Genomic DNA, 18,680 nt, shown 5'->3' with positions numbered 1-18,680 from the left:
TGGGCGAATGGCTCGCCCTTCTGGTGAACGTTGCTAGGTGAACAGTTCTTGACCGTGCGCTTCGACGTAAGCGGCAAGGCCAAGGGTGTGGTCGCGGGCGCGCTTCTCGGCGAGCTCGGTGTCGCGCGCTTCCAGTGCTTCGATCATGCTGAGATGCTCGGGCAGCGAAGTGGCGGTGCGATCCTTGCGTCCGATGGTGAGCTGGCGGTAGCCGCGCACGTGCAGCAGCAGGTCGTTGGTGAGATCGACCAGCACCGGCGATTCCGACAGCGAGATCAGCGCCTGATGAAAGGCGATGTTGGCGCGCGAATATTCCTCGACGTGATCCTCGGGCAGGCGGTCCTTGCCGAAATCCTTGAAGTAGTCGCGCAGCGCCGTGATGTCTTTCTTGCGTGCGGTGGTGGTGATCAGGCGGGCCGCCATGCTCTCCAGCGCCGCCCAGGCGCGGATCATGTCGACGATCTCGCTCTTGGTTCTGCGCACCACCATGATGCCGCGGCGCGGAACCGTCTTCACGAAGCCGTCCTGCTCGAGCATCGCGATGGCTTCGCGGATCGGGGTGCGGCTGACACCCAGGCGTTCGGACAGCGCGCGCTCGTCGAGCATCACCGGCTCGGGCGTCGAGTAGATGTCCATCTTGAGGATGGCTTCCTTCAAGGCGTCATACGCCTTGTTCTTGAAGCTGCTCTCCGGGGCAATACGAACGATTGCGATATCTGCCTCGGTCATGTTCGGCAACGCCTTGGTTGGTTTCCGCAGTGACACGACGAATCTCCTCCAGTGGGAGTCGTCTTTTACAGGATTATTAACTGGAAAGTTTTTGGCATACCACATGCCAGAATGTCAAGCTGGCTATTTTTTGCGGCGTTCTAAGTCATGCAGCAGCTTGACAAGTTGGCTTCTGGCATACCAAATGCCATCGCCAGCCATTTTTGATCCAAAGCGGCGGAGTAATGTGGGCTTTATGCCACTCCGTTCCGCGACATGGAACAGAGCGCGGCGAATGGCAAGCATCACGGGCAGCCGCTACACGCGCGCGCTTTGAAAGAACGAACTGAGGTCAAGGGAGAAGCCATATGTCCAATTCCAAAGATGCCGTCCGCAAAGTGCTCGACCAGGTCAAGGCGGACAACCGCACCAGCCTGACCGCGCCGGAAGGCAAGCTGGTCTGCGACGCCTACGGCATTCCGGTGCCGAAGGAGGGCGTGGCCAGGTCGGCGGGTGAGGCCGGCAAAATGGCCTCCTCGATGGGCTTCCCAGTGGTGATGAAGATCGTCTCGCCGGACATTCTCCACAAGACCGAAGCTGGCGGCGTCATCGTCGGCCTCAAGACGGCCGAGGATGCCGAGAAGGCCTACGAGACCATTCTCTCCAACGCCAAGAAGTACAAGTCCGATGCCAAGATCGAGGGCGTCCAGGTGCAGCAGATGCTGGCCGGCGGCACCGAGGTCATCGTCGGCTCGATCACCGACGGCTCGTTCGGCAAGCTGGTCGCTTTCGGCCTCGGCGGCGTGCTGGTCGAAGTCTTGAAGGACATTACCTTCCGCCTCGCGCCCGCGACCAAGGAAGACGCGCTGTCGATGCTCGACGGCATCCAGGCGCATGAGATTTTGAAGGGCGTTCGCGGCGGCGAGGCGGTGAATCGTACGGCGCTCGCCGACGTCATCGTCAAGGTCTCGCAGCTCGTCACCGATTTCCCCGAGATCGTCGAGCTCGATCTCAACCCGGTGTTCGCGACGGCCAAGGACGCGATCGCCGCCGACGTGCGCATCGTCGTCGACTTCGCCTATGTGCCCAAGCCGAAGCCGCGCCCGACCGAAGAGATCGTCGCGGCCATGAGCCGCATCATGCAGCCGAAGGCGGTCGCCGTGGTCGGCGCCTCCGCCGAGGACGGCAAGATCGGCAACTCCGTGATGAAGAACCTCATCAACGGCGGCTACAAGGGCGACATCTATCCGATCCACCCCAAGGCCGCCGAGATCCTCGGCTACAAGGCCTACAAGAGCGTGAAGGACGTGCCGGGCGTGATCGACACGGCCGTGTTCGCGATCCCCGCGAAGTTCGTCGCGGCGGCGCTCACCGAATGCGGCGAGAAGAAAATCCCGGGTGCGGTTCTGATTCCGTCGGGCTTCGCCGAAGCCGGCGCGCCGGAGCTTCAGGCCGAGATCGTCGAGGTCGGCAAGAAGTACGACATCCGCCTGATGGGGCCGAATATCTACGGCTTCTATTATACGCCGGCCAATCTCTGCGCGACCTTCTGTACGGCCTATGACGTCAAGGGCCACGCCGCGCTGTCGTCGCAGTCGGGCGGCATCGGCATGGCCATCATCGGCTTCTCGCGCTCGGCCAAGATGGGCGTCTCGGCGATCGTCGGCCTCGGCAACAAGTCCGATATCGACGAGGACGATCTGCTCGCCTTTTTCGAGCAGGATCCGAACACGAACCTGATCGCGCAGCACTGCGAAGACCTCAAGGACGGCCGCGCCTTCGCGGAAGCCGCCAAGCGCGTCTCCAAGAAGAAGCCGGTCATCGTGCTCAAGGCCGGCCGCACCTCGGCCGGCGCAAAGGCGGCCTCGTCGCATACCGGCGCGCTCGCCGGTAACGACAAGATCTACGAGGACGTCCTGGCGCAGTCCGGCGTGATCCGGGCCCGCTCGCTGCGGCAGCTGCTCGAATTCGCCCGTGGCGTGCCGGTGCTGCCGACGCCGAAGGGCGAGAACGTGCTGATCATCACCGGTGCGGGCGGCTCGGGCGTGCTGCTGTCGGACTCCTGCGTCGACAACGGCCTGTCGCTGATGTCGATGCCGCCGGATCTGGATGCGGCCTTCCGCAAGTTCATCCCTCCGTTCGGTGCGGCCGGAAATCCTGTGGATATCACCGGCGGCGAGCCGCCGATCACCTACGTCAACACGGTGAAGCTCGGCCTGTCGGACGAGCGGATCCATTCGCTGATCCTCGGCTACTGGCACACCATCGTCACGCCCCCGATGGTGTTCGCCCGCAACATGGTCGAGGTGAAGAAGGAGATGGAGGCCAAGGGCTTCGTGAAGCCGATCGTCGCCTCGCTCGCCGGCGACGTCGAGGTCGAGGAAGCCGCCGAATATCTCTACCAGAACGGCATCCCGGCCTACGCGTACTCCACCGAGCTGCCGGTCGAGGTGCTCGGCGCCAAGTACAAGTGGGCGCGCGGCGCGGGGCTGCTCTGAGACGACGAAGACGCTTCGGTATGATCCGGAGCGGGTGGTTATTCACCTCTCCCCGCGCGCGGGGAGAGGTCGAATTGCGAAGCAATTCGGGTGAGGGGGACTCTCCACGAGTCTAACTGTCACCGTCCTTGCGGAGACTCCCCCTCACCCTGACCCTCTCCCCGCAAGCGGGGAGAGGGAAATAAGAATAGGGCGAGGGAGAACGGTCAGGTCGCGATGAGCAAGAACGTGATCCGGCGCAAATCGCTCGAGCCTCGATCGCCATCGGAGGCCGACCACGACGCGCGCGATGGCGGCGTGCAGTCCGTCGACCGCGCGCTATCGATCCTCGAAACGCTGGCCGAAGACGACGAAGGCTATCGCCTCAGCGACCTCGCCGTGCGCACCGGCCTGTCGGCCTCGACCGTGCACCGCCTGCTGGCGACGCTGGAGAGCCGCCGCTTCGTGCAGTTCGACCGTGCCCAGTCCAAATGGCATGTCGGCGTGCGCAGCTTCACGGTCGGCGCGAGCTTTGCCCGGCGGCGTAATTTCTCCACGCAGGCGATTCCTTACTTGCGCAAGCTGCGCGATCTCACTCGCGAGACCGCCAATCTCGCTGTCGTCGACGACGAGTTCATCATCGTGCTGACCCGCATGGAGAGCCGCGAGATCATGCGCTCGCTGACCCAGGTCGGCGGCCGCGTCGCTATGGTGACGTCAGGCGTCGGCAAGGCAGTGCTCGCGACTTATTCGGACGAGGACGTCGGCGCGGTCATCCGCCATCACGGCATGCCCCGCCTGACCGAGAAGTCGATCGTGCGGCCGGGCGACCTGTTCAAGGAGCTCGAGAAGATACGCAAGCAGGGTTTTGCGCTCGACGATGAAGAAGCCTGTATGGGCCTGCGCTGTATTGCCGCAGTGGTCTATAACGACTGCGCCGAGCCGCTCGCGGCGATTTCCGTCTCGGGCATGACCAGCCGCCTGACCGACGACAGATTGCCGGAAATCGGCCAAATCGTGCGCGAAGTCGCCGGCGAGTTGACCGTCGCGCTCGGCGGGGTGATGCCGAAATCTGGCTAACAAGGAACCGGGCCTGTCGCTGGACAGCATCGGCCGTTTTGGCTGATATGCGACCAAACGACACAATGCGGCAACCGATCAACGACGTCCGCACGAGCCCTGGAGAATGCCCCCCATGTTCAAATTTCCCGCGCGCCTTGTCGGCGCAGCCGTCGCGCTGACCCTTGCGGCAGCTGCGCCCGCTTTCGCCCAGCAGCTCGAGCTCAAGCTGATGGCGCCGGCGGCCCCGGGCGGTGGCTGGGACCAGACCGCGCGCTCGATGCAGCAGGCGCTGGTCGCTTCGGGCGTCGCGCGCAGCGTGCAGGTCGTCAACGTTCCCGGCGCCGGCGGCAGCGTCGGCATCGCGCAGTTCGTCAACGGCGCCAAGGGCGACGGCAACCAGTTGATGGTCAACGGCTTCGTCATGGTGGGTGCGCTCGCCATGAACAAATCGCCTGTCACGCTCGAGCAGGTGACGCCGATCGCGCGCCTCACCGAGGAAATCCAGGTGATCGTGGTGCCGGCGAATTCGCCGATCAAGACCGCGCAGGATCTCGCCGCCGCGGTGAAAGCCGACATCGCCAAGGTGACCTTCGCCGGCGGCTCGGCCGGCGGCGTCGACCACGTCATGGCCGCGTTGTTCGCGGGCGCCGTCGGCGCCGACGCGAAGAAGATCAACTACATCCCGTTCTCCGGCGGCGGCGAATCGCTGGCGGCAATCCTCGGCGGCAAGGTCACCGCGGGCATTTCGGGGCTGAGCGAATATGAAGGGCAGATCAAATCCGGCAAACTGCGCGCGATCGGCGTGACCTCGGAGAAGCGCATCGCCGGCAGCGACATCCCGACCTTTAGGGAGCAAGGCATCGACCTCGTGATCGCCAACTGGCGTTCGGTGGTCGCGCCTCCCGGCATCACGCCGGAGCAGCGCAAGACGCTGAGCAATGCGGTCGAGAAGATGGTGAAGTCGGACGCCTGGAAGGAGATCCTCAAGCAGAAGGGCTGGGAGGATGCCTATCTCGGCGGCGACGCCTTCGTCGACTTCCTGAAGAAGGAAACCGTGCGCGTCACCGACGTGCTGAAATCGGTCGGCCTGGTCAAGTCATGACCTCAGGCGATCCCGCCCAGCCGCGGCGCGTCGATCGCGCCGGCATCGTCATCGCTGTATTGCTCGCAGGTCTCGCCGCGGTGCTGGTCTGGGACGCGCGCGGGCTACAATCCACTTCGATGTACGGGATGGGACCGGAGGCAATGCCGGTCGTGGTCGCCACCGGCCTTGCGCTGCTCGCGATCGGCAATTTCATCGACGCGCTGCGCGGCAATCTGCCGGCGCGCGAGAGCGCCGATCCCGTGCCTGTGGTTCTGATCCTCGTTGGCCTTGCGCTCCTCATTGCCATCATCGGCTTCGGCGGCGGCTTCATCCTGGCGACGTCGGCGCTGTTCGTGACGACGTCGGCAGCTTTCGGGCGCCGTGCCATCCTCGTCGACAGCATCATCGCCCTCGTGATGTCGACTCTCATCTATCTCGCGTTCGACCGGCTGCTGACGCTGAGCCTTCCGACCGGCCCGCTGGAGCGACTGCTGTGATGGACACTTTTGCGGCGCTGGCCCACGGCATGGCGGTCGCCGTCCAGCCGATGAACCTGCTTTACGCGCTGATCGGCGTGTTTCTTGGCACGGCAGTGGGCGTGCTGCCGGGCATCGGCCCGGCGCTGACGGTCGCGCTGCTGCTGCCGGTGACCTACAAGCTCGACCCCGGCGGCTCGCTGATCATGTTCGCGGGCATCTATTACGGCGGCATGTATGGCGGATCGACCACGGCGATCCTGATCAACACGCCCGGCGAGAGTGCCTCGATGGCGACTGCGCTCGAAGGCAACAAGATGGCCAAGGCCGGCCGCGGCGGGCCGGCGCTTGCGACCTCCGCGATCGGCTCCTTCGTCGCCGGCACCATCGCCACCATCGGCCTTGCGTTTCTCGCGCCGTGGCTGGTCGATTTCGCCGTGCGCTTTGGCCCCGAGGATTACTTCGCGCTGATGTGCGTCGCCTTCGTCACGGTGTCGGCAACCTTCGGCGATTCCCCGGTCCGCGGCCTGACCAGCCTCTTCATCGGCCTGACGCTGGGCCTCGTCGGCATCGACAAGCTGACGGGTCAGGCGCGGCTTGCGTTCGGCGTCCCCGAGCTGCTCGACGGCGTCGAGGTGACCACACTTGCTGTCGGCCTGTTTGCGGTGGGCGAGGCGCTCTACGTCGCATCGCGCCGCCACCACACTGAGGAAAAGCTCGAGCCGGTGCGGGGCTCGCTGTGGATGACGAAAGAAGACTGGAAGCGTTCGTGGAAGCCGTGGCTGCGCGGCACCATGTTCGGCTTCCCGATCGGTGCGCTGCCCGCTGGCGGCGCGGAGATCCCGACCTTCCTGTCCTATTCCACTGAGAAGCGGCTGACAAAACATCCGGAAGAATTCGGCAAGGGCGCGATCGAAGGCGTCGCGGGACCGGAGGCCGCCAACAACGCCTCCGCCGCCGGCACGCTGGTGCCGCTGCTGACGCTGGGATTGCCGACCTCGGCGACGGCCGCGATGATGCTGGCGGGGTTCCAGCAGTACGGCCTCAACCCGGGGCCGCTGCTGTTTGCCGAGCGGCCTGACCTTGTCTGGGGCCTGATCGCCAGTCTCTTCATCGCCAATTGCATGTTGCTGGTGCTCAATCTGCCGCTGGTCGGCCTGTGGGTGCGGCTGCTCGCGATCCCGCAGCCCTGGCTCTATGCCGGCATTCTCGTGTTCGCGACCATGGGCACCATCGCCGCAAAGCCGTCGGTGGTCGAATTGTCGATGCTCGCCGGCTTCGGCGTGCTCGGTTTCCTGATGCGCCGGTTCGACTTTCCGATCGCGCCGGTCGTCGTCGGCCTGATCCTCGGTCCGATCGCCGAGAGCCAGCTGCGCCGCGCGCTCGCGATCAGCCTCGGCGATCCCATGACGCTGCTCCAGAGCCCGATCTCGGCGACGCTGCTCGGCATTGCGCTGGTTGCGCTGCTGGCCCCGTTCGTGCTGAAGGGGATGGGGCGCTTCAAGGCGAACGAGGACTAGCCGTCCCGGCGCGCGCGTCCTCTAATGCTGCGTCCAGCTCGTTGAGGAAACGCCATGCCGTCGGAACTTCGCTCGCCCCGTCTCGCCGTCCTGATCGATGCCGACAACGCCTCTGCGAAGATCGCGGATGGGCTGTTCGAGGAGATTGCCAAGATCGGCGAGGCCAGCGTCCGCCGCATCTATGGCGACTTCTCCAATGCACGGTCCAGGGGCTGGGCCGACATTCTGTCGAAGCACGCCATCATCCCGCAGCAGCAATTCGCCTATACGACGGGAAAGAATGCCTCCGACATAACCCTGGTGATCGACGCCATGGACCTGCTTCACAGCGGCCGGTTCGACGGCTTCTGCCTGGTCTCCTCCGACAGCGACTTTACCCGTCTGGCCGCCCGCATCCGCGAGCAGGGCGTCGACGTGTTCGGGTTCGGCGAGCAGAAGACGCCGGAGAGCTTCAGGCAGGCCTGCCGAAGGTTCGTCTACACCGAGAACCTGGTCTCCGTCCCGGCGACCACCCAGGATGCCGCCTCAAGATCGACGTCGCTTCAGCCGCCCGATGCCGCCACGCCCATCATCAAGAAGGTCATCACCCAGATGGAGAGCGAGGACGGCTGGGTCGCGCTCGGCGAAGTCGGCCGGCAGCTCGCCAATCTGGCCTCCGATTTCGATCCGAGAACGTTCGGGTTCCGCAAGCTGAGTGACCTCGTACGCAAGACGAATTCGTTCGAGATCGATGAGCCAAAGGGCCGGTCGATGCGAATTCGGGTCAAGCCCGCTGCTGCAGCACCGCCGAGAAGGCGGAACCCGCGCAGGCCCGCAAGGGCGGGGGCGACGGGCAGTTCGGCGCCTAAGGCGTAAGCAGGGCCTGCCGTTATATTTGCGCTTGCCCGCTATAGCGCAGGGCGTAACCATCGCCGGGCCGTAACGCCACGCGAGGGTCCCGATGACCAGACTTAGCCGCTTCGCCGTCGCACCGCTGCATTCGATGACCCGGCGTCTGGCCGATGTCGCCTCCGCGCGCGTCGCACCGGATCTCGTGGTCACGGGTGCCCGGGTGCTTTCGACCTATTCGGAACGTATCCATCCCGGTCGGGAGGTCTGGATCACCGGTGGCCGCGTCGCAGCGGTGAAACCGGCCGGGGCGGCGAAGAAGGTCTGGGGCGGGGTGCCGCTTTACGACGCCGCCGGCGGCATCATCGCGCCGGGGCTGGTCGATCCGCACATCCACATCGAATCCTCCATGGTGACGGCCTGCGCCTATGCCGAGGCTGCGCTCCTCAACGGCACCACCACGATCTTCTGCGACAGCCACGAGATCGGCAACGTCATGGATGTCGCCGGTGTCGAGGCGATGCTGGAGGACGCGCGCGAGGCGCCGCTCTCGATCTTTTTGACGGTGCCGAGCACGGTGCCGGCCACGTCGGCGGAACTGGAGACCGCGGGCGGCGACCTCACGCCAGACAAGATCGCCGGCCTGTTCGACCGCTGGCCCGAAGCGGTCGCGCTCGGCGAGAAGATGGATTTCGTGCCTGTCACGATGGGCGACGAGCGCAGCCATGCCATTCTTGCCGCTGCCTTGAAGCGGGGGCGGCCGGTGTCCGGACACGTTTACGGCCGTGAATTCGTCGCGGCCTATGCGGCGTCCGGTGTCACCGACACCCATGAGGCGATCGATCGCGATATCGCCGACGATCTGCTCGACGCCGGCGTCTGGGTGTTCCTGCGCGGCGGTCCGCCGACCACGCCCTGGCATTCGCTGCCGCAGGCGATCCGCACCATCACCGAACTCGGGGCGTCGCACAAACGTACGGCCGTGTGCACCGACGACCGTGATGCCGACGATCTTCTGCTGTTCGGTCTCGACTGGGTGGTGCGCGAGGCCGTAAAGGCCGGCATGTCGCCCGAACAGGCCTGGTCGATGGGCTCGCTGCATGGCGCCATACGCTTCGGCATGGAGGGCGATATCGGCGGGCTCGGCGGCGGCCGCCGCGCCGATCTCGTGCTGATGGACGATCAGCTCAAGCCGCAATGCACCTGGTATGGCGGCGAGCTGGTGGTCGAGCATGGCAAGATTACGCCGCGGCTCGATCAGGCGCTGTCGCAGCGCTATCAATATCCGAAGGCGGCCTATGCGACGGTGAAGCTGCCGGAGAAGGTCAAGCTGACGCCGGAATTGCCGGCGAAGGCGTGTACCGTCAACGCTATCAAGACCGCGTTGCCGGGCATTACGCTGATTCATGAGAAGGTCGCGATCGAGCCGGCCAAGGATTGGCCGTCGCTGTTTGAGCGCTACGGCCTGTGCTTCGTCACGGTGGTCGAGCGCCACGGCAAGTCGGCCGGCAATGTGGCTTACGGCCTGCTGAAGGATTTCGGCCTGAAGCGCGGGGCGGTCGCCTCCAGCGTCGGGCACGACAGCCACAACATCATCGTCGCCGGCACCAACGAGGGCGACATGCAGGCGGCGATATCGGCCATCAAGGCGGAGCAGGGCGGCGTTTGCGTCGTCGCCGACGGCAAGGTGAGGGCGCTGGTTCCGCTGCCGATCGCAGGCCTGCTCTCCGACAAACGGGTCACCGAGGTCGCCGAAGCGGTCAAGGTACTGAAGAAGGAATGGGCCGAAGCCGGCTGCACCATCCCCTACATGGGCTTCAATTTGATTCCGCTGTCGGTCATTCCGGAAATTCGTATCACCGACAAGGGCCTCGTGCTGGTGCCGCAGATGGAGCTCGCGCCACTGTTCGAGTGAGCGGCTTTCACGCCGATGTCGATCTAACCGCTTGAGACCGCCGCGGTTTTTCCACGGCTGCCGCATCGTGGAAAATAAAATCGATCTCGTTGAGATCGCATCTTGCACGCCCGATGATCGCGCTCGCTGACGCAACTCAAGCGAGGTCCGATATGGCGAAGATGCGAGCCGTCGATGCTGCCGTGCGAATTCTGGAGAAGGAAGGCATCTCGACTGCCTTCGGCGTTCCCGGGGCCGCGATCAATCCGCTGTACTCGGCGCTGAAGAAGCGCGGGTCGATCCGCCACATTCTCGCGCGCCATGTCGAGGGCGCCTCGCATATGGCCGAGGGCTATACGCGGGCGAAGGCCGGCAATATCGGCGTCTGCATCGGCACGTCGGGGCCGGCCGGCACCGACATGATCACCGGGCTCTATTCGGCGATCGCCGATTCCATTCCGATCCTCTGCATCACCGGGCAGGCGCCGCGCGCACGGCTCTACAAGGAAGATTTTCAGGCCGTCGACATCGAGTCGATCGCAAAGCCCGTCACCAAATGGGCTGTGACCGTGCGCGAGCCGGCGCTGGTGCCGCGTGTGTTCAGCCAGGCCTTTCACATCATGCGCTCGGGCCGGCCGGGTCCGGTGCTGATCGACATGCCGCTCGACGTGCAGCTCGCCGAGATCGAGTTCGACGACGAGACCTATGAGCCGCTGTCAGTCTACAAGCCCACCGCGACGCGCAAGCAGGTCGAGAAGGCGCTGGAGATGCTCAACGCCGCCGAGCGGCCGCTGATCGTCGCCGGTGGCGGTATCATCAACGCCGACGCCTCGGACCTGCTGGTGGAATTCGCCGAGATCGCCAACGTGCCGGTCGTGCCGACGCTGATGGCGTGGGGTGCGATCCCCGACGACCACGTGCTGATGGCCGGCATGGTCGGCCTGCAGACCAGCCACCGCTATGGCAATGTGACCATGCTGGAATCCGACTTCGTGCTCGGCATCGGCAACCGCTGGGCCAACCGTCACACCGGCTCGGTCGAGACCTACACCAAGGGTCGCACCTTCGTGCATGTCGACATCGAGCCGACCCAGATCGGGCGCGTGTTCAATCCGGATCTCGGCATCGTCTCGGACGCCAAGGCCGCGCTCGAGCTCTTCGTCACCGTCGCCAGGGAGTGGCGCCGGTCAGGCAGGCTCCGCGAGCGCCAGGCGTGGGCCGCGGCCTGCCGCGATCGCAAGAAGACGATGCTGCGCAAGAGCCATTTCGACAACGTCCCGATCAAGCCGCAGCGCGTCTATGAGGAGATGAACAAGGCCTTCGGCCGCGACACCACCTATGTCACCGTGATCGGCTTGTCGCAGATCGCCGGCGCGCAGTTCCTGGGCGTCTACAAGCCGCGCAACTGGATCAATGCCGGGCAAGCCGGCCCGCTCGGCTGGACGCTGCCTGCCGCGCTCGGAGTGCGTGCGGCATGCCCGGATCGCGAGATCGTCGCGCTGTCCGGCGATTACGACTTCCAGTTCCTGATCGAGGAGCTCGCGGTCGGCGCGCAGTTCAATCTGCCCTACATCCACGTCGTCGTGAACAATTCCTATCTCGGCCTGATCCGCCAGGCCCAGCGCGGCTTCGACATGGATTACCACGTCCAGCTCTCCTTCGAGAACGTCAACGCACCGGAGCTCGGTGGCTACGGCGTCGACCATGTCGCGGTCGCCGAAGGCCTGGGCTGCAAGGCGATCCGCGTCACCGATCCCAAGGATACGCAGGCGGCGTTTGCGACCGCGCGTGAATTGATGGCGAAGCACCGCGTGCCCGTCGTGGTCGAGTTCATTCTCGAACGCGTCACCAACATCGCGATGGGCACGGAGATCGACAACATCGTCGAGTTCGAGGAGGTGCTGGATCTGCCGCTCGACGAGGTCTCGACCGCGCGGCCCGGCGTGCTTCAGCCGGCGGAATAGGGGGAACAGCATCATGCCGAAATTTGCCGCCAACCTCACCATGCTCTTCAACGAGATGCCGTTCATCGACCGTTTCGCCGCGGCGAAAGCGGCGGGCTTCTCCGGGGTCGAGTATCTCTTCCCGTATGATTTCGACAAGGCGTTGCTGCGCGAGCAGCTCGAAGCTCACGGGCTGACGCAGGTGCTGCACAATCTTCCAGCGGGCAACTGGGCGGCGGGCGAGCGCGGCATCGCGATCCTGCCCGATCGCGTCAGTGAATTTCGCGACGGCGTGTTCCGTGCCATCGACTATGCCAAGGCGCTCGATTGCGAGCAGCTCAATTGCCTCGTCGGCATCGCGCCTGCCGATGCCGACCCGCGCGAGCTCAACGAAACGCTGGTCGGCAATCTTCGCTTTGCCGCCTCGACGCTGGCGCGCGAGAACATCAAGCTCCTGGTCGAGCCGATCAACACGCTCGACATTCCCGGCTTCTACCTCAAAGGCACCGAGCAGGCGGTTCAGCTGATCTCCGAGGTGCGGTCGAACAATCTGTTCATCCAGTACGACATCTACCACATGCAGATCATGGAGGGCGATCTCGCCCGGACCATGCAGGAATATCTCCCGCAGATCGCCCATATCCAGCTCGCCGACAATCCCGGTCGCCATGAGCCCGGCACCGGTGAGATCAACTACCCCTTCCTGTTCCGCCACCTCGACGCGATCGGCTATCGCGGCTGGATCGGCTGCGAATACAAGCCGCGCACCACGACGCTGGAAGGCCTGTCCTGGCACGCCGCGCAGACATTTGAGACCTGAGGAAACGTAGACATGATCGATATCGGCTTCATCGGACTTGGCACCATGGGACGGCCGATGGCCGGCCACCTTCTGGCCGCAGGCCATCGCGTGCTCCTACATGACGTCGCGCCGGTCGCGCCTGAGCTGATTTCCGCGGGTGGCATCGCCTGCAAGTCAGCCAAGGAGGTCGCGGAGGAGGCGGATGCCGTCATCATCATGGTGCCTGATACCCCGCATGTGGAGGCGGTGCTGTTCGGTAAGGACGGCGTTGCTAACGGGATCTCCAAGGGCAAGATCGTCGTCGACATGAGCTCGATCTCGCCGCTGGCGACCAAAGAATTCGCGAAGAAGATCGAGGCGCTAGGCGCGGACTATCTCGACGCGCCGGTGTCGGGCGGCGAGGTCGGGGCCAAGGCCGCGACCCTCACCATCATGGTCGGCGGGCCGGAGCGGGCCTTTGGCACCATGAAGCCGATCTTCGACAAGATGGGCAAGAACGTCACGCATGTCGGCGCCAATGGCGATGGTCAGACGACGAAGGTGGCCAACCAGATCATCGTCGCACTGACGATCGAGGCGGTGAGCGAAGCGCTGCTGTTCGCATCCAAGGCGGGGGCCAATCCCGCTCTCGTGCGCAAGGCGCTGATGGGCGGTTTTGCATCGTCGCGGATTCTCGAAGTGCATGGCGAGCGCATGGTGAAGCGCAATTTCGAGCCGGGCTTCCGCATCGAGCTGCACCAGAAGGACCTCAACCTCGCGCTCGAAGGTGCGCGCGCGCTCGGCCTGTCGTTGCCGAGCACGGCATTGGCGCAGCAATTGTTCTCGTCCTGCGCCGCGCATGGCGGCAAGGCCTGGGATCATTCCGCGATGGTGCGGGCACTGGAACTGATGGCGGGACACGAGATCGCCGCAGCGTAAGTGTTACGCGGTAACACTCTCCAGATCTGGTCTGTCTTTCGTCGTGCGGGAACCGGAACAATGGTCCGCCCCCGCGGTTGAAGGCGCAGAACAATCACTGGAGAGTGTGGACATGAAGACCCGTCTTGCGATTTCGCTGGCTGCCGTGTCGCTGCTGGCGTCGAGTGCAGCCTTTGCCCAGTCGACGACCGAACAGGGCGCCAGGGACGGCGCACGTGCGGGTGGCGACATCGGCGGACCGATCGGCGCGATGGTCGGCGGCACCGTCGGTGCGGCCGTCGGCGCGGGCCTCGAAATTCCGAATGCCGTGCTCGGCGGAATCCCGCGCGACGATTCCGTCGTGATCCACGAGCGCGTCGTCGTCGGCGAGCCGCTGCCCCCGACCGTGGTGCTGCGCCCCGTGCCGAACTATACCGAGTATCGCTACGCGGTCGTGAACGATCGCCGCGTCATCGTCGAACCGCGCACGCGCCGCGTCGTCAAGATCATCGACTGATCGGTCAGAGCGTGAAGGCTTTGAAGAGCCGGGCCCCGCGGAGCGTCACTCCGCGGGGCCCTAGTTCGTCAGGGCCGAATTGGCGCGGAGGCGTGCCATGATCCAATCGGCGACGGCGGCGAGCGCAAAGCCGATACAGGCGGTGCCGGCATCGACCAGAAAATCGTCCAGCCGTGCATGCCGTCCCGGTGCCCAGAACTGCATCAGCTCGAGCACGCCGATCAGGACCACCGCGATGGCGGCGATGGCCCAGCGGCGATTCCGGTAGGCGAGGCCGAAGGCCAGTGTCCCACCAGGATGAAGGCGAGGGCGTGCTCACCGTCCTGGCCGAGGTCGGAATGGGGCCGCAGGCCGGGCGGGCCGAGGGTTGCGAAAGTGACGGCGGCCGCGAGCAGCCAGGCAAAAAAGCGAATAAAAATGGGCATCCGGTGCCGATAGCACGGATTTGCAACGGCCTGTTGCGGGGCAGGGATCAGATCGCCGTGTAGTTAATGACGAAACGTTAAAGTGGCTCGCGTACGCCGAGGCCGTGCATGAAGCGTTCCCGGATCTGGACGGGATCCCTGCGGGTGGTACCCACGCCCGGCTTGTCGTCGATGCGGACCGCGATCAGGCTCGGCTCGGAGGCGGACATGGCCTCGTCGACCAGCCGCTCGAAATCCTCCTCGTCCGCGGCCCAGGCGCTGTTGGCAAGTCCCGAGCCTGTGGCTATGGCGACGATGTCGGCGACGCCAGCGGCCGGCGTCGGCTGCGCACCGGTGATCTGGTAGATGCCGTTGTCCATCACGATCATGATGAGGTTCTTCGGCTTCAACGCCGCAATCGTCGAGAGCGCGCCGAGCTGCATCAGCAGCGAGCCGTCGCCTTCGAGCGCGAAGACGCGGCGATCGGGCTGGGCCAGCGCGACGCCCAATGCGATCGGGAAAGCCAGCCCCATGCTGCCGAGCATGTAGAAGTTCTGCGGGCGATGGCCGGCGGCCCAGAGATCGAAATTGGTGTTGCCGATGCCGCCGACCACGGCTTCCTCGTGCTTGAGCTTTCCGATCAGGCGCGAGGTAACGTCGAAGCGGTTCATGACCTTGGTATTGCGCGTGTTCATCGCCGACCTCACTTGTCGAACGTCTTGCCGCCGGTGAGCAGCGGGTTGAGGATTAACGCCACCGGCGCTTGCGTGGTGACGGCCTGCTTGATCGAGCGGTCGGCGATGAATTCGAGTTCGTCGAGCCGGGTGATGGTGTGGTGCTCCAGCGCGAGCGAATCCAGCACCGGGCGCATGGTCCGGCAGACCAGCGATTGCCCGTAATTGAACTCGCCAAGCGTGCCGCGCTCGGAGACGAACATGATCAGCGGGATCTGGTAGGGCACCGCGAGCGAGGCCAGCACGTTGGCGAGCGTGGCGAAGCCGGAGGTCTGCATCAGCACCGCGCCGCGACGTCCGCCCATCCAGGCGCCGGAGACGATGCCGACGGCCTCCTCCTCGCGGGCGGTGGCAAAGGTGGTGAAGAAGGGGTCGGCGTGCAGGTTCTTGATCAGCGGCGTCAGCACGCGGTCGGGCACGTAAGGGATCAGGCTGATCTCGTTCCGCTTCAGGGTCTGCAGGACGATGCCGTGCCAGCTCCTGTCGCCGGCGCCTTGTGCCGCCTGGGGCGAGGTCTGCTGTTCCGCAAGCGCCATTGCGTTCTCCCTTGAGCCGCGCATGCTTCTTGGTTCTGGTCGTCGCGGCGGTCTGCCGAACTTGACGCAGGCAGCGGGATTGTCAACATGTCCGGGCCAGCACCGTGATCTGCGCCAGACGGCCTGTCGTGGCCGGCACCGCCATGTCATAAGCGGCGATAATGCAAAAACGGGAGGAACGCATGGACGGAGCGCGGGGTGCGCTGGCCTTGCGGGTCTCCTTGAGAGAGCCGGAAGGGTCCTGATGTCCGTCAACAGCAAGCGTGTCTTCTACGTCAAATACCTGGCCAATCCGATCTATATCGACATCCTGAAGGCGCGGTCCGACGTCCGGCTCGATCGCATCGAGAACGAGAGCCCGGAAGATTTCTATGCCCCGATCCTGAACGCGGCGCATGTTTACCAGATCGGAGCCGCCCGCGACGAACTTGCCCCGCATTTCCATGTCGATGCCGCCTTCCTGAAGCGCACGCCGAACCTGTTGCTGGTCTCCAGCAATGGCGCGGGCTTCGATCCCGTCGATGTCGAGGCCTGCACCGATGCGGGCGTGCTGGTCGTCAACCAGTCCGGTGGCAACGCGCATTCCGTCGCCGAGCATGCGCTGGCGATGATGCTGACGCTGTCCAAGCGCATCATCCAGTCCGACCGCAAGCTCCGCAGGGAGGCCAACGTCAACCGCAACGAGCTCGTCGGCAACGAGGTCGAGCACAAGACCGTGGGCATCATCGGCCTCGGCAATGTCGGCCGCCGCATTGCCGCGCTGTGCAAGGGCCTGCTCGGCATGACGGTGCTGGCCTATGACCCGTATTTGTCGGCCGAGGTGATGGCCGAGCGGGGCGGGGAGAAGGTCGAGCTCGACGAGCTGCTGCGCCGCGCCGATTTCGTCTCGATCTCCTGTCCGCTCGACAAGAAAAGCCGCAACATGATCAGCACGCGCGAATTCGCGCTGATGCAGCCGCACGCCTATTTCATCACCACGGCGCGCGGCTTCATCCACGACGAGGATGCGCTGCTCCAGGCGCTCCGCGACAAGCGCATTGCCGGTGCCGGCCTCGACGTCTGGTCGAAGGAGCCGCCGCCGCCCGAGCATCCGCTGCTCCAGTTCGACAACGTGCTGGCGAGCCCGCACACCGCAGGCGTGACGATCGAGGCGCGCCAGAACATGGGCCGCATCGCCGCCGAGCAGGTGCTGGACACGCTCGACGGCAAACGCCCGCCGCGCATCATCAATCCCGAGGTCTGGCCGCGCTACGCCGAGCGCTTCAAGCAGGCGTTCGGCGTGACGCCGGGGTAGGGGCGTGCGAAGCCTGATCGCGCTCCGATCGTTGGTTACGCGGATGAAAACAGAAAGCGGCGGATTTTACTGATGGCGTGAATGAACGCGTATCACTTGTCCTGTAGTTGAAGTCCATGAGCATATTTTCGATTGCGACATCCGGACTTTCCGCGGCGAGTTTGCGCGTGAACGTGGCCGCGAGCAACATCGCCAATGTCCGCACGACCGGCCCGCTACCCGCCTCAAGCGGATCGAGCACATCGGCCGGTGCGGGCAGCTCGAGCATTGGCCCGACATTTCCAGCGGCCTATGTGCCGTTGCGCATCGATCAGGTCTCCCAATCGAGCGGCTCGACGCCAGGCGGTACGGTCGCGACCGTGTCGACGGTTTCGCCGAGCTATACCGCACAATCCGACCCCGGCGCTGCCTTCGCAAACGAGGACGGCCTTGTCGCCGCGCCGAACGTCGATCTCGCCAGCGAGTTCGTTCAAATGGCGGCCGCCAAGTACAGCTTCATTGCCAATGCGAAGGTCATTCAAGCCTACGCCGAGACAGAACAGACCCTCCTCGATATCAAGACGTGATCGCTGACGGATTGTATCGACGCCTGCGTTGGCGGCGGGAACCGTCACCGATCTTGATCCGCGTCAAAATCTCCTTTCCCGGTTCAGGCTAAATGGGATTAAAGTGCCGCCGGGGCACGCTGGCGCAGGCAGGAGGTCCCATGTCAACTTATGTCGTCAGGTTCATGAAGGACGTGCTCGGCCAGTACGGCCGGCAGATCGAGGTTTGCCAGGGCACGCTCGAAATCGACGCCACCGACGAGGACGAAGCCAGGGAGCGGGCGAAGGCGAGGTTTTGCAAGGACCAGGCGTTGCATCACTGGTCGCTGCATGCCGACCGGATCCAGGTCAAGCCGGCTGACTTTCCCTCGTAAGGTTTAACGGCCCGGTGCCGTTAGCGTCGGCGGCGCGGTGATGCCCGCGCCGAGCGATCGCTGCACCATGACCGTGTCCGACCAGCGGCCGTGGCGATAGGCGACGCCGCAGAGCACGCCGGCGCGCGCGAAGCCGAACTTTTCGTGCAGCGCCAGCGAGGGCGCGTTGTCGGCATCGATATAGCCGATCATCTGGCGGAAGCCGGCCGCCGCGCACGCATCGATCATTCCCTGGAGCAGCAGCCGTCCGACGCCGCGACCGAGATGCTCGTGGTGGACGTAGATCGAGTGCTTGGCCGTGTAGCGGTAGGCCGGGCGCTTGCGGAACAGCACCGCATAGGCATAGCCGACCACCTCGCCGCGATAGGTCGCGACCAGATGCGGCAGGCGGGTCTGCTTCAGGTTCTTGCGGCGGTCGCGCAGATCGTCCGGTTCGGGCGCGCCGGTTCCCTCGACGTCGCGCGGCACGCCATTGCGGACGTGATGGCGGTAGATCGCCAGCATCGCCTCGACATCGCTCTCCCGTGAGGGGCGGACCAGAACCGGTTCTTCATCTGTACTCGCAATCGCTGTTTCGTTCATCGG

Annotated in this window: 19 protein-coding genes and 1 pseudogene; 14 read left to right on the top strand and 6 right to left on the bottom strand. The window is 64.8% G+C overall.

Annotation, left to right across the window (positions count from 1 at the left end):
* Positions 1-33 precede the first annotated feature (33 nt).
* The gene (locus CT676_RS17235; protein WP_166105920.1) at positions 34-729 is read right to left on the bottom strand and encodes a GntR family transcriptional regulator; all 696 of its coding nucleotides are present in this window, start codon (positions 727-729) and stop codon (positions 34-36) included.
* Positions 730-1,076: 347 nt separating this feature from the next.
* Between CT676_RS17235 and CT676_RS17230 the strand changes: the two genes are divergently transcribed.
* The 11 genes from CT676_RS17230 (at position 1,077) to CT676_RS17180 (ending at position 14,208) form a co-directional block, all read left to right on the top strand.
* Complete coding sequence (locus CT676_RS17230) at positions 1,077-3,206, top strand: acetate--CoA ligase family protein (RefSeq protein ID WP_028150267.1); 2,130 nt, start codon at positions 1,077-1,079, stop codon at positions 3,204-3,206.
* A 216-nt stretch (positions 3,207-3,422) separates the two neighbouring features.
* Positions 3,423-4,265, top strand: coding sequence for an IclR family transcriptional regulator (locus tag CT676_RS17225; RefSeq protein ID WP_063984517.1), 843 nt, complete (start codon positions 3,423-3,425; stop codon positions 4,263-4,265).
* 115 nt (positions 4,266-4,380) lie between these two features.
* Positions 4,381-5,349, top strand: a complete 969-nt coding sequence (locus tag CT676_RS17220) for a tripartite tricarboxylate transporter substrate binding protein (protein ID WP_085400631.1) — start codon at positions 4,381-4,383, stop codon at positions 5,347-5,349.
* Positions 5,346-5,828: a tripartite tricarboxylate transporter TctB family protein gene (locus tag CT676_RS17215; RefSeq protein ID WP_085400632.1), complete on the top strand. Its 483-nt coding sequence runs from the start codon at positions 5,346-5,348 to the stop codon at positions 5,826-5,828. Before CT676_RS17220 ends, CT676_RS17215 begins: the two co-directional genes overlap by 4 nt.
* Positions 5,828-7,327: a tripartite tricarboxylate transporter permease gene (locus CT676_RS17210; protein ID WP_085400634.1), complete on the top strand. Its 1,500-nt coding sequence runs from the start codon at positions 5,828-5,830 to the stop codon at positions 7,325-7,327. Before CT676_RS17215 ends, CT676_RS17210 begins: the two co-directional genes overlap by 1 nt.
* Before the next feature lie 54 nt (positions 7,328-7,381).
* Positions 7,382-8,182 carry an NYN domain-containing protein gene (locus tag CT676_RS17205; protein ID WP_038931674.1) on the top strand — a complete coding sequence of 267 codons (801 nt, stop codon included), beginning with the start codon at positions 7,382-7,384 and terminating at the stop codon, positions 8,180-8,182.
* A gap of 85 nt (positions 8,183-8,267) precedes the next feature.
* A complete protein-coding gene (locus tag CT676_RS17200; protein WP_085400636.1) occupies positions 8,268-10,070 on the top strand; it encodes an adenine deaminase C-terminal domain-containing protein in 1,803 nt (600 codons plus the stop codon).
* A gap of 152 nt (positions 10,071-10,222) precedes the next feature.
* Positions 10,223-12,013: a glyoxylate carboligase gene (gene gcl, locus CT676_RS17195; RefSeq protein ID WP_085400638.1), complete on the top strand. Its 1,791-nt coding sequence runs from the start codon at positions 10,223-10,225 to the stop codon at positions 12,011-12,013.
* 13 nt (positions 12,014-12,026) lie between these two features.
* Positions 12,027-12,812, top strand: a complete 786-nt coding sequence (gene hyi / locus CT676_RS17190; RefSeq protein WP_135215003.1) for a hydroxypyruvate isomerase — start codon at positions 12,027-12,029, stop codon at positions 12,810-12,812.
* 12 nt (positions 12,813-12,824) lie between these two features.
* Positions 12,825-13,712: a 2-hydroxy-3-oxopropionate reductase gene (locus tag CT676_RS17185; RefSeq protein WP_085400641.1), complete on the top strand. Its 888-nt coding sequence runs from the start codon at positions 12,825-12,827 to the stop codon at positions 13,710-13,712.
* A 112-nt stretch (positions 13,713-13,824) separates the two neighbouring features.
* Positions 13,825-14,208, top strand: a complete 384-nt coding sequence (locus tag CT676_RS17180) for a DUF1236 domain-containing protein (protein ID WP_014496647.1) — start codon at positions 13,825-13,827, stop codon at positions 14,206-14,208.
* A 60-nt stretch (positions 14,209-14,268) separates the two neighbouring features.
* Here the strand turns inward: CT676_RS17180 and CT676_RS17175 are convergent.
* The 3 genes and pseudogenes from CT676_RS17175 to CT676_RS17165 form a co-directional block, all read right to left on the bottom strand.
* A pseudogene (locus CT676_RS17175) lies at positions 14,269-14,633 on the bottom strand (VanZ family protein).
* A gap of 77 nt (positions 14,634-14,710) precedes the next feature.
* Positions 14,711-15,307, bottom strand: a complete 597-nt coding sequence (locus tag CT676_RS17170) for a thiamine pyrophosphate-dependent enzyme (protein WP_085400644.1) — start codon at positions 15,305-15,307, stop codon at positions 14,711-14,713.
* Between the two features lie 8 nt (positions 15,308-15,315).
* The gene (locus CT676_RS17165; protein WP_085400646.1) at positions 15,316-15,882 is read right to left on the bottom strand and encodes a thiamine pyrophosphate-binding protein; all 567 of its coding nucleotides are present in this window, start codon (positions 15,880-15,882) and stop codon (positions 15,316-15,318) included.
* A gap of 244 nt (positions 15,883-16,126) precedes the next feature.
* On the opposite strand from CT676_RS17165, the gene CT676_RS17160 reads away from it, so the two are divergent.
* Positions 16,127-17,176 carry a hydroxyacid dehydrogenase gene (locus tag CT676_RS17160; RefSeq protein WP_063984507.1) on the top strand — a complete coding sequence of 350 codons (1,050 nt, stop codon included), beginning with the start codon at positions 16,127-16,129 and terminating at the stop codon, positions 17,174-17,176.
* Here CT676_RS17160 and CT676_RS45235 read toward each other — a convergent pair.
* Positions 17,145-17,444: a hypothetical protein gene (locus tag CT676_RS45235; RefSeq protein ID WP_244623180.1), complete on the bottom strand. Its 300-nt coding sequence runs from the start codon at positions 17,442-17,444 to the stop codon at positions 17,145-17,147. The genes CT676_RS17160 and CT676_RS45235 overlap by 32 nt on opposite strands.
* On the opposite strand from CT676_RS45235, the gene CT676_RS17155 reads away from it, so the two are divergent.
* Both CT676_RS17155 and CT676_RS44055 read left to right on the top strand, forming a co-directional pair.
* Entirely contained in the window at positions 17,344-17,742 is a 399-nt protein-coding gene (locus CT676_RS17155) for a flagellar basal body rod C-terminal domain-containing protein (protein WP_244623177.1), read from the top strand. The two genes, CT676_RS45235 and CT676_RS17155, sit on opposite strands and share 101 nt — an antisense overlap.
* 140 nt (positions 17,743-17,882) lie before the next feature.
* The gene (locus CT676_RS44055) at positions 17,883-18,095 is read left to right on the top strand and encodes a hypothetical protein (protein WP_028150282.1); all 213 of its coding nucleotides are present in this window, start codon (positions 17,883-17,885) and stop codon (positions 18,093-18,095) included.
* Positions 18,096-18,098: 3 nt separating this feature from the next.
* On the opposite strand, the gene CT676_RS17145 is transcribed toward CT676_RS44055, so the two are convergent.
* The gene (locus CT676_RS17145) at positions 18,099-18,677 is read right to left on the bottom strand and encodes a GNAT family N-acetyltransferase (RefSeq protein WP_167768071.1); all 579 of its coding nucleotides are present in this window, start codon (positions 18,675-18,677) and stop codon (positions 18,099-18,101) included.
* Between the last annotated feature and the right edge of the window lie 3 nt (positions 18,678-18,680).

Source organism: Bradyrhizobium sp. MOS001, from assembly GCF_004634465.1.
Classification (GTDB): Bacteria; Pseudomonadota; Alphaproteobacteria; order Rhizobiales; family Xanthobacteraceae; genus Bradyrhizobium; species Bradyrhizobium barranii.
The sequence above is the reverse complement of the archived record's forward strand: the minus strand, read 5'-3'. Positions and strand labels throughout refer to the sequence as shown.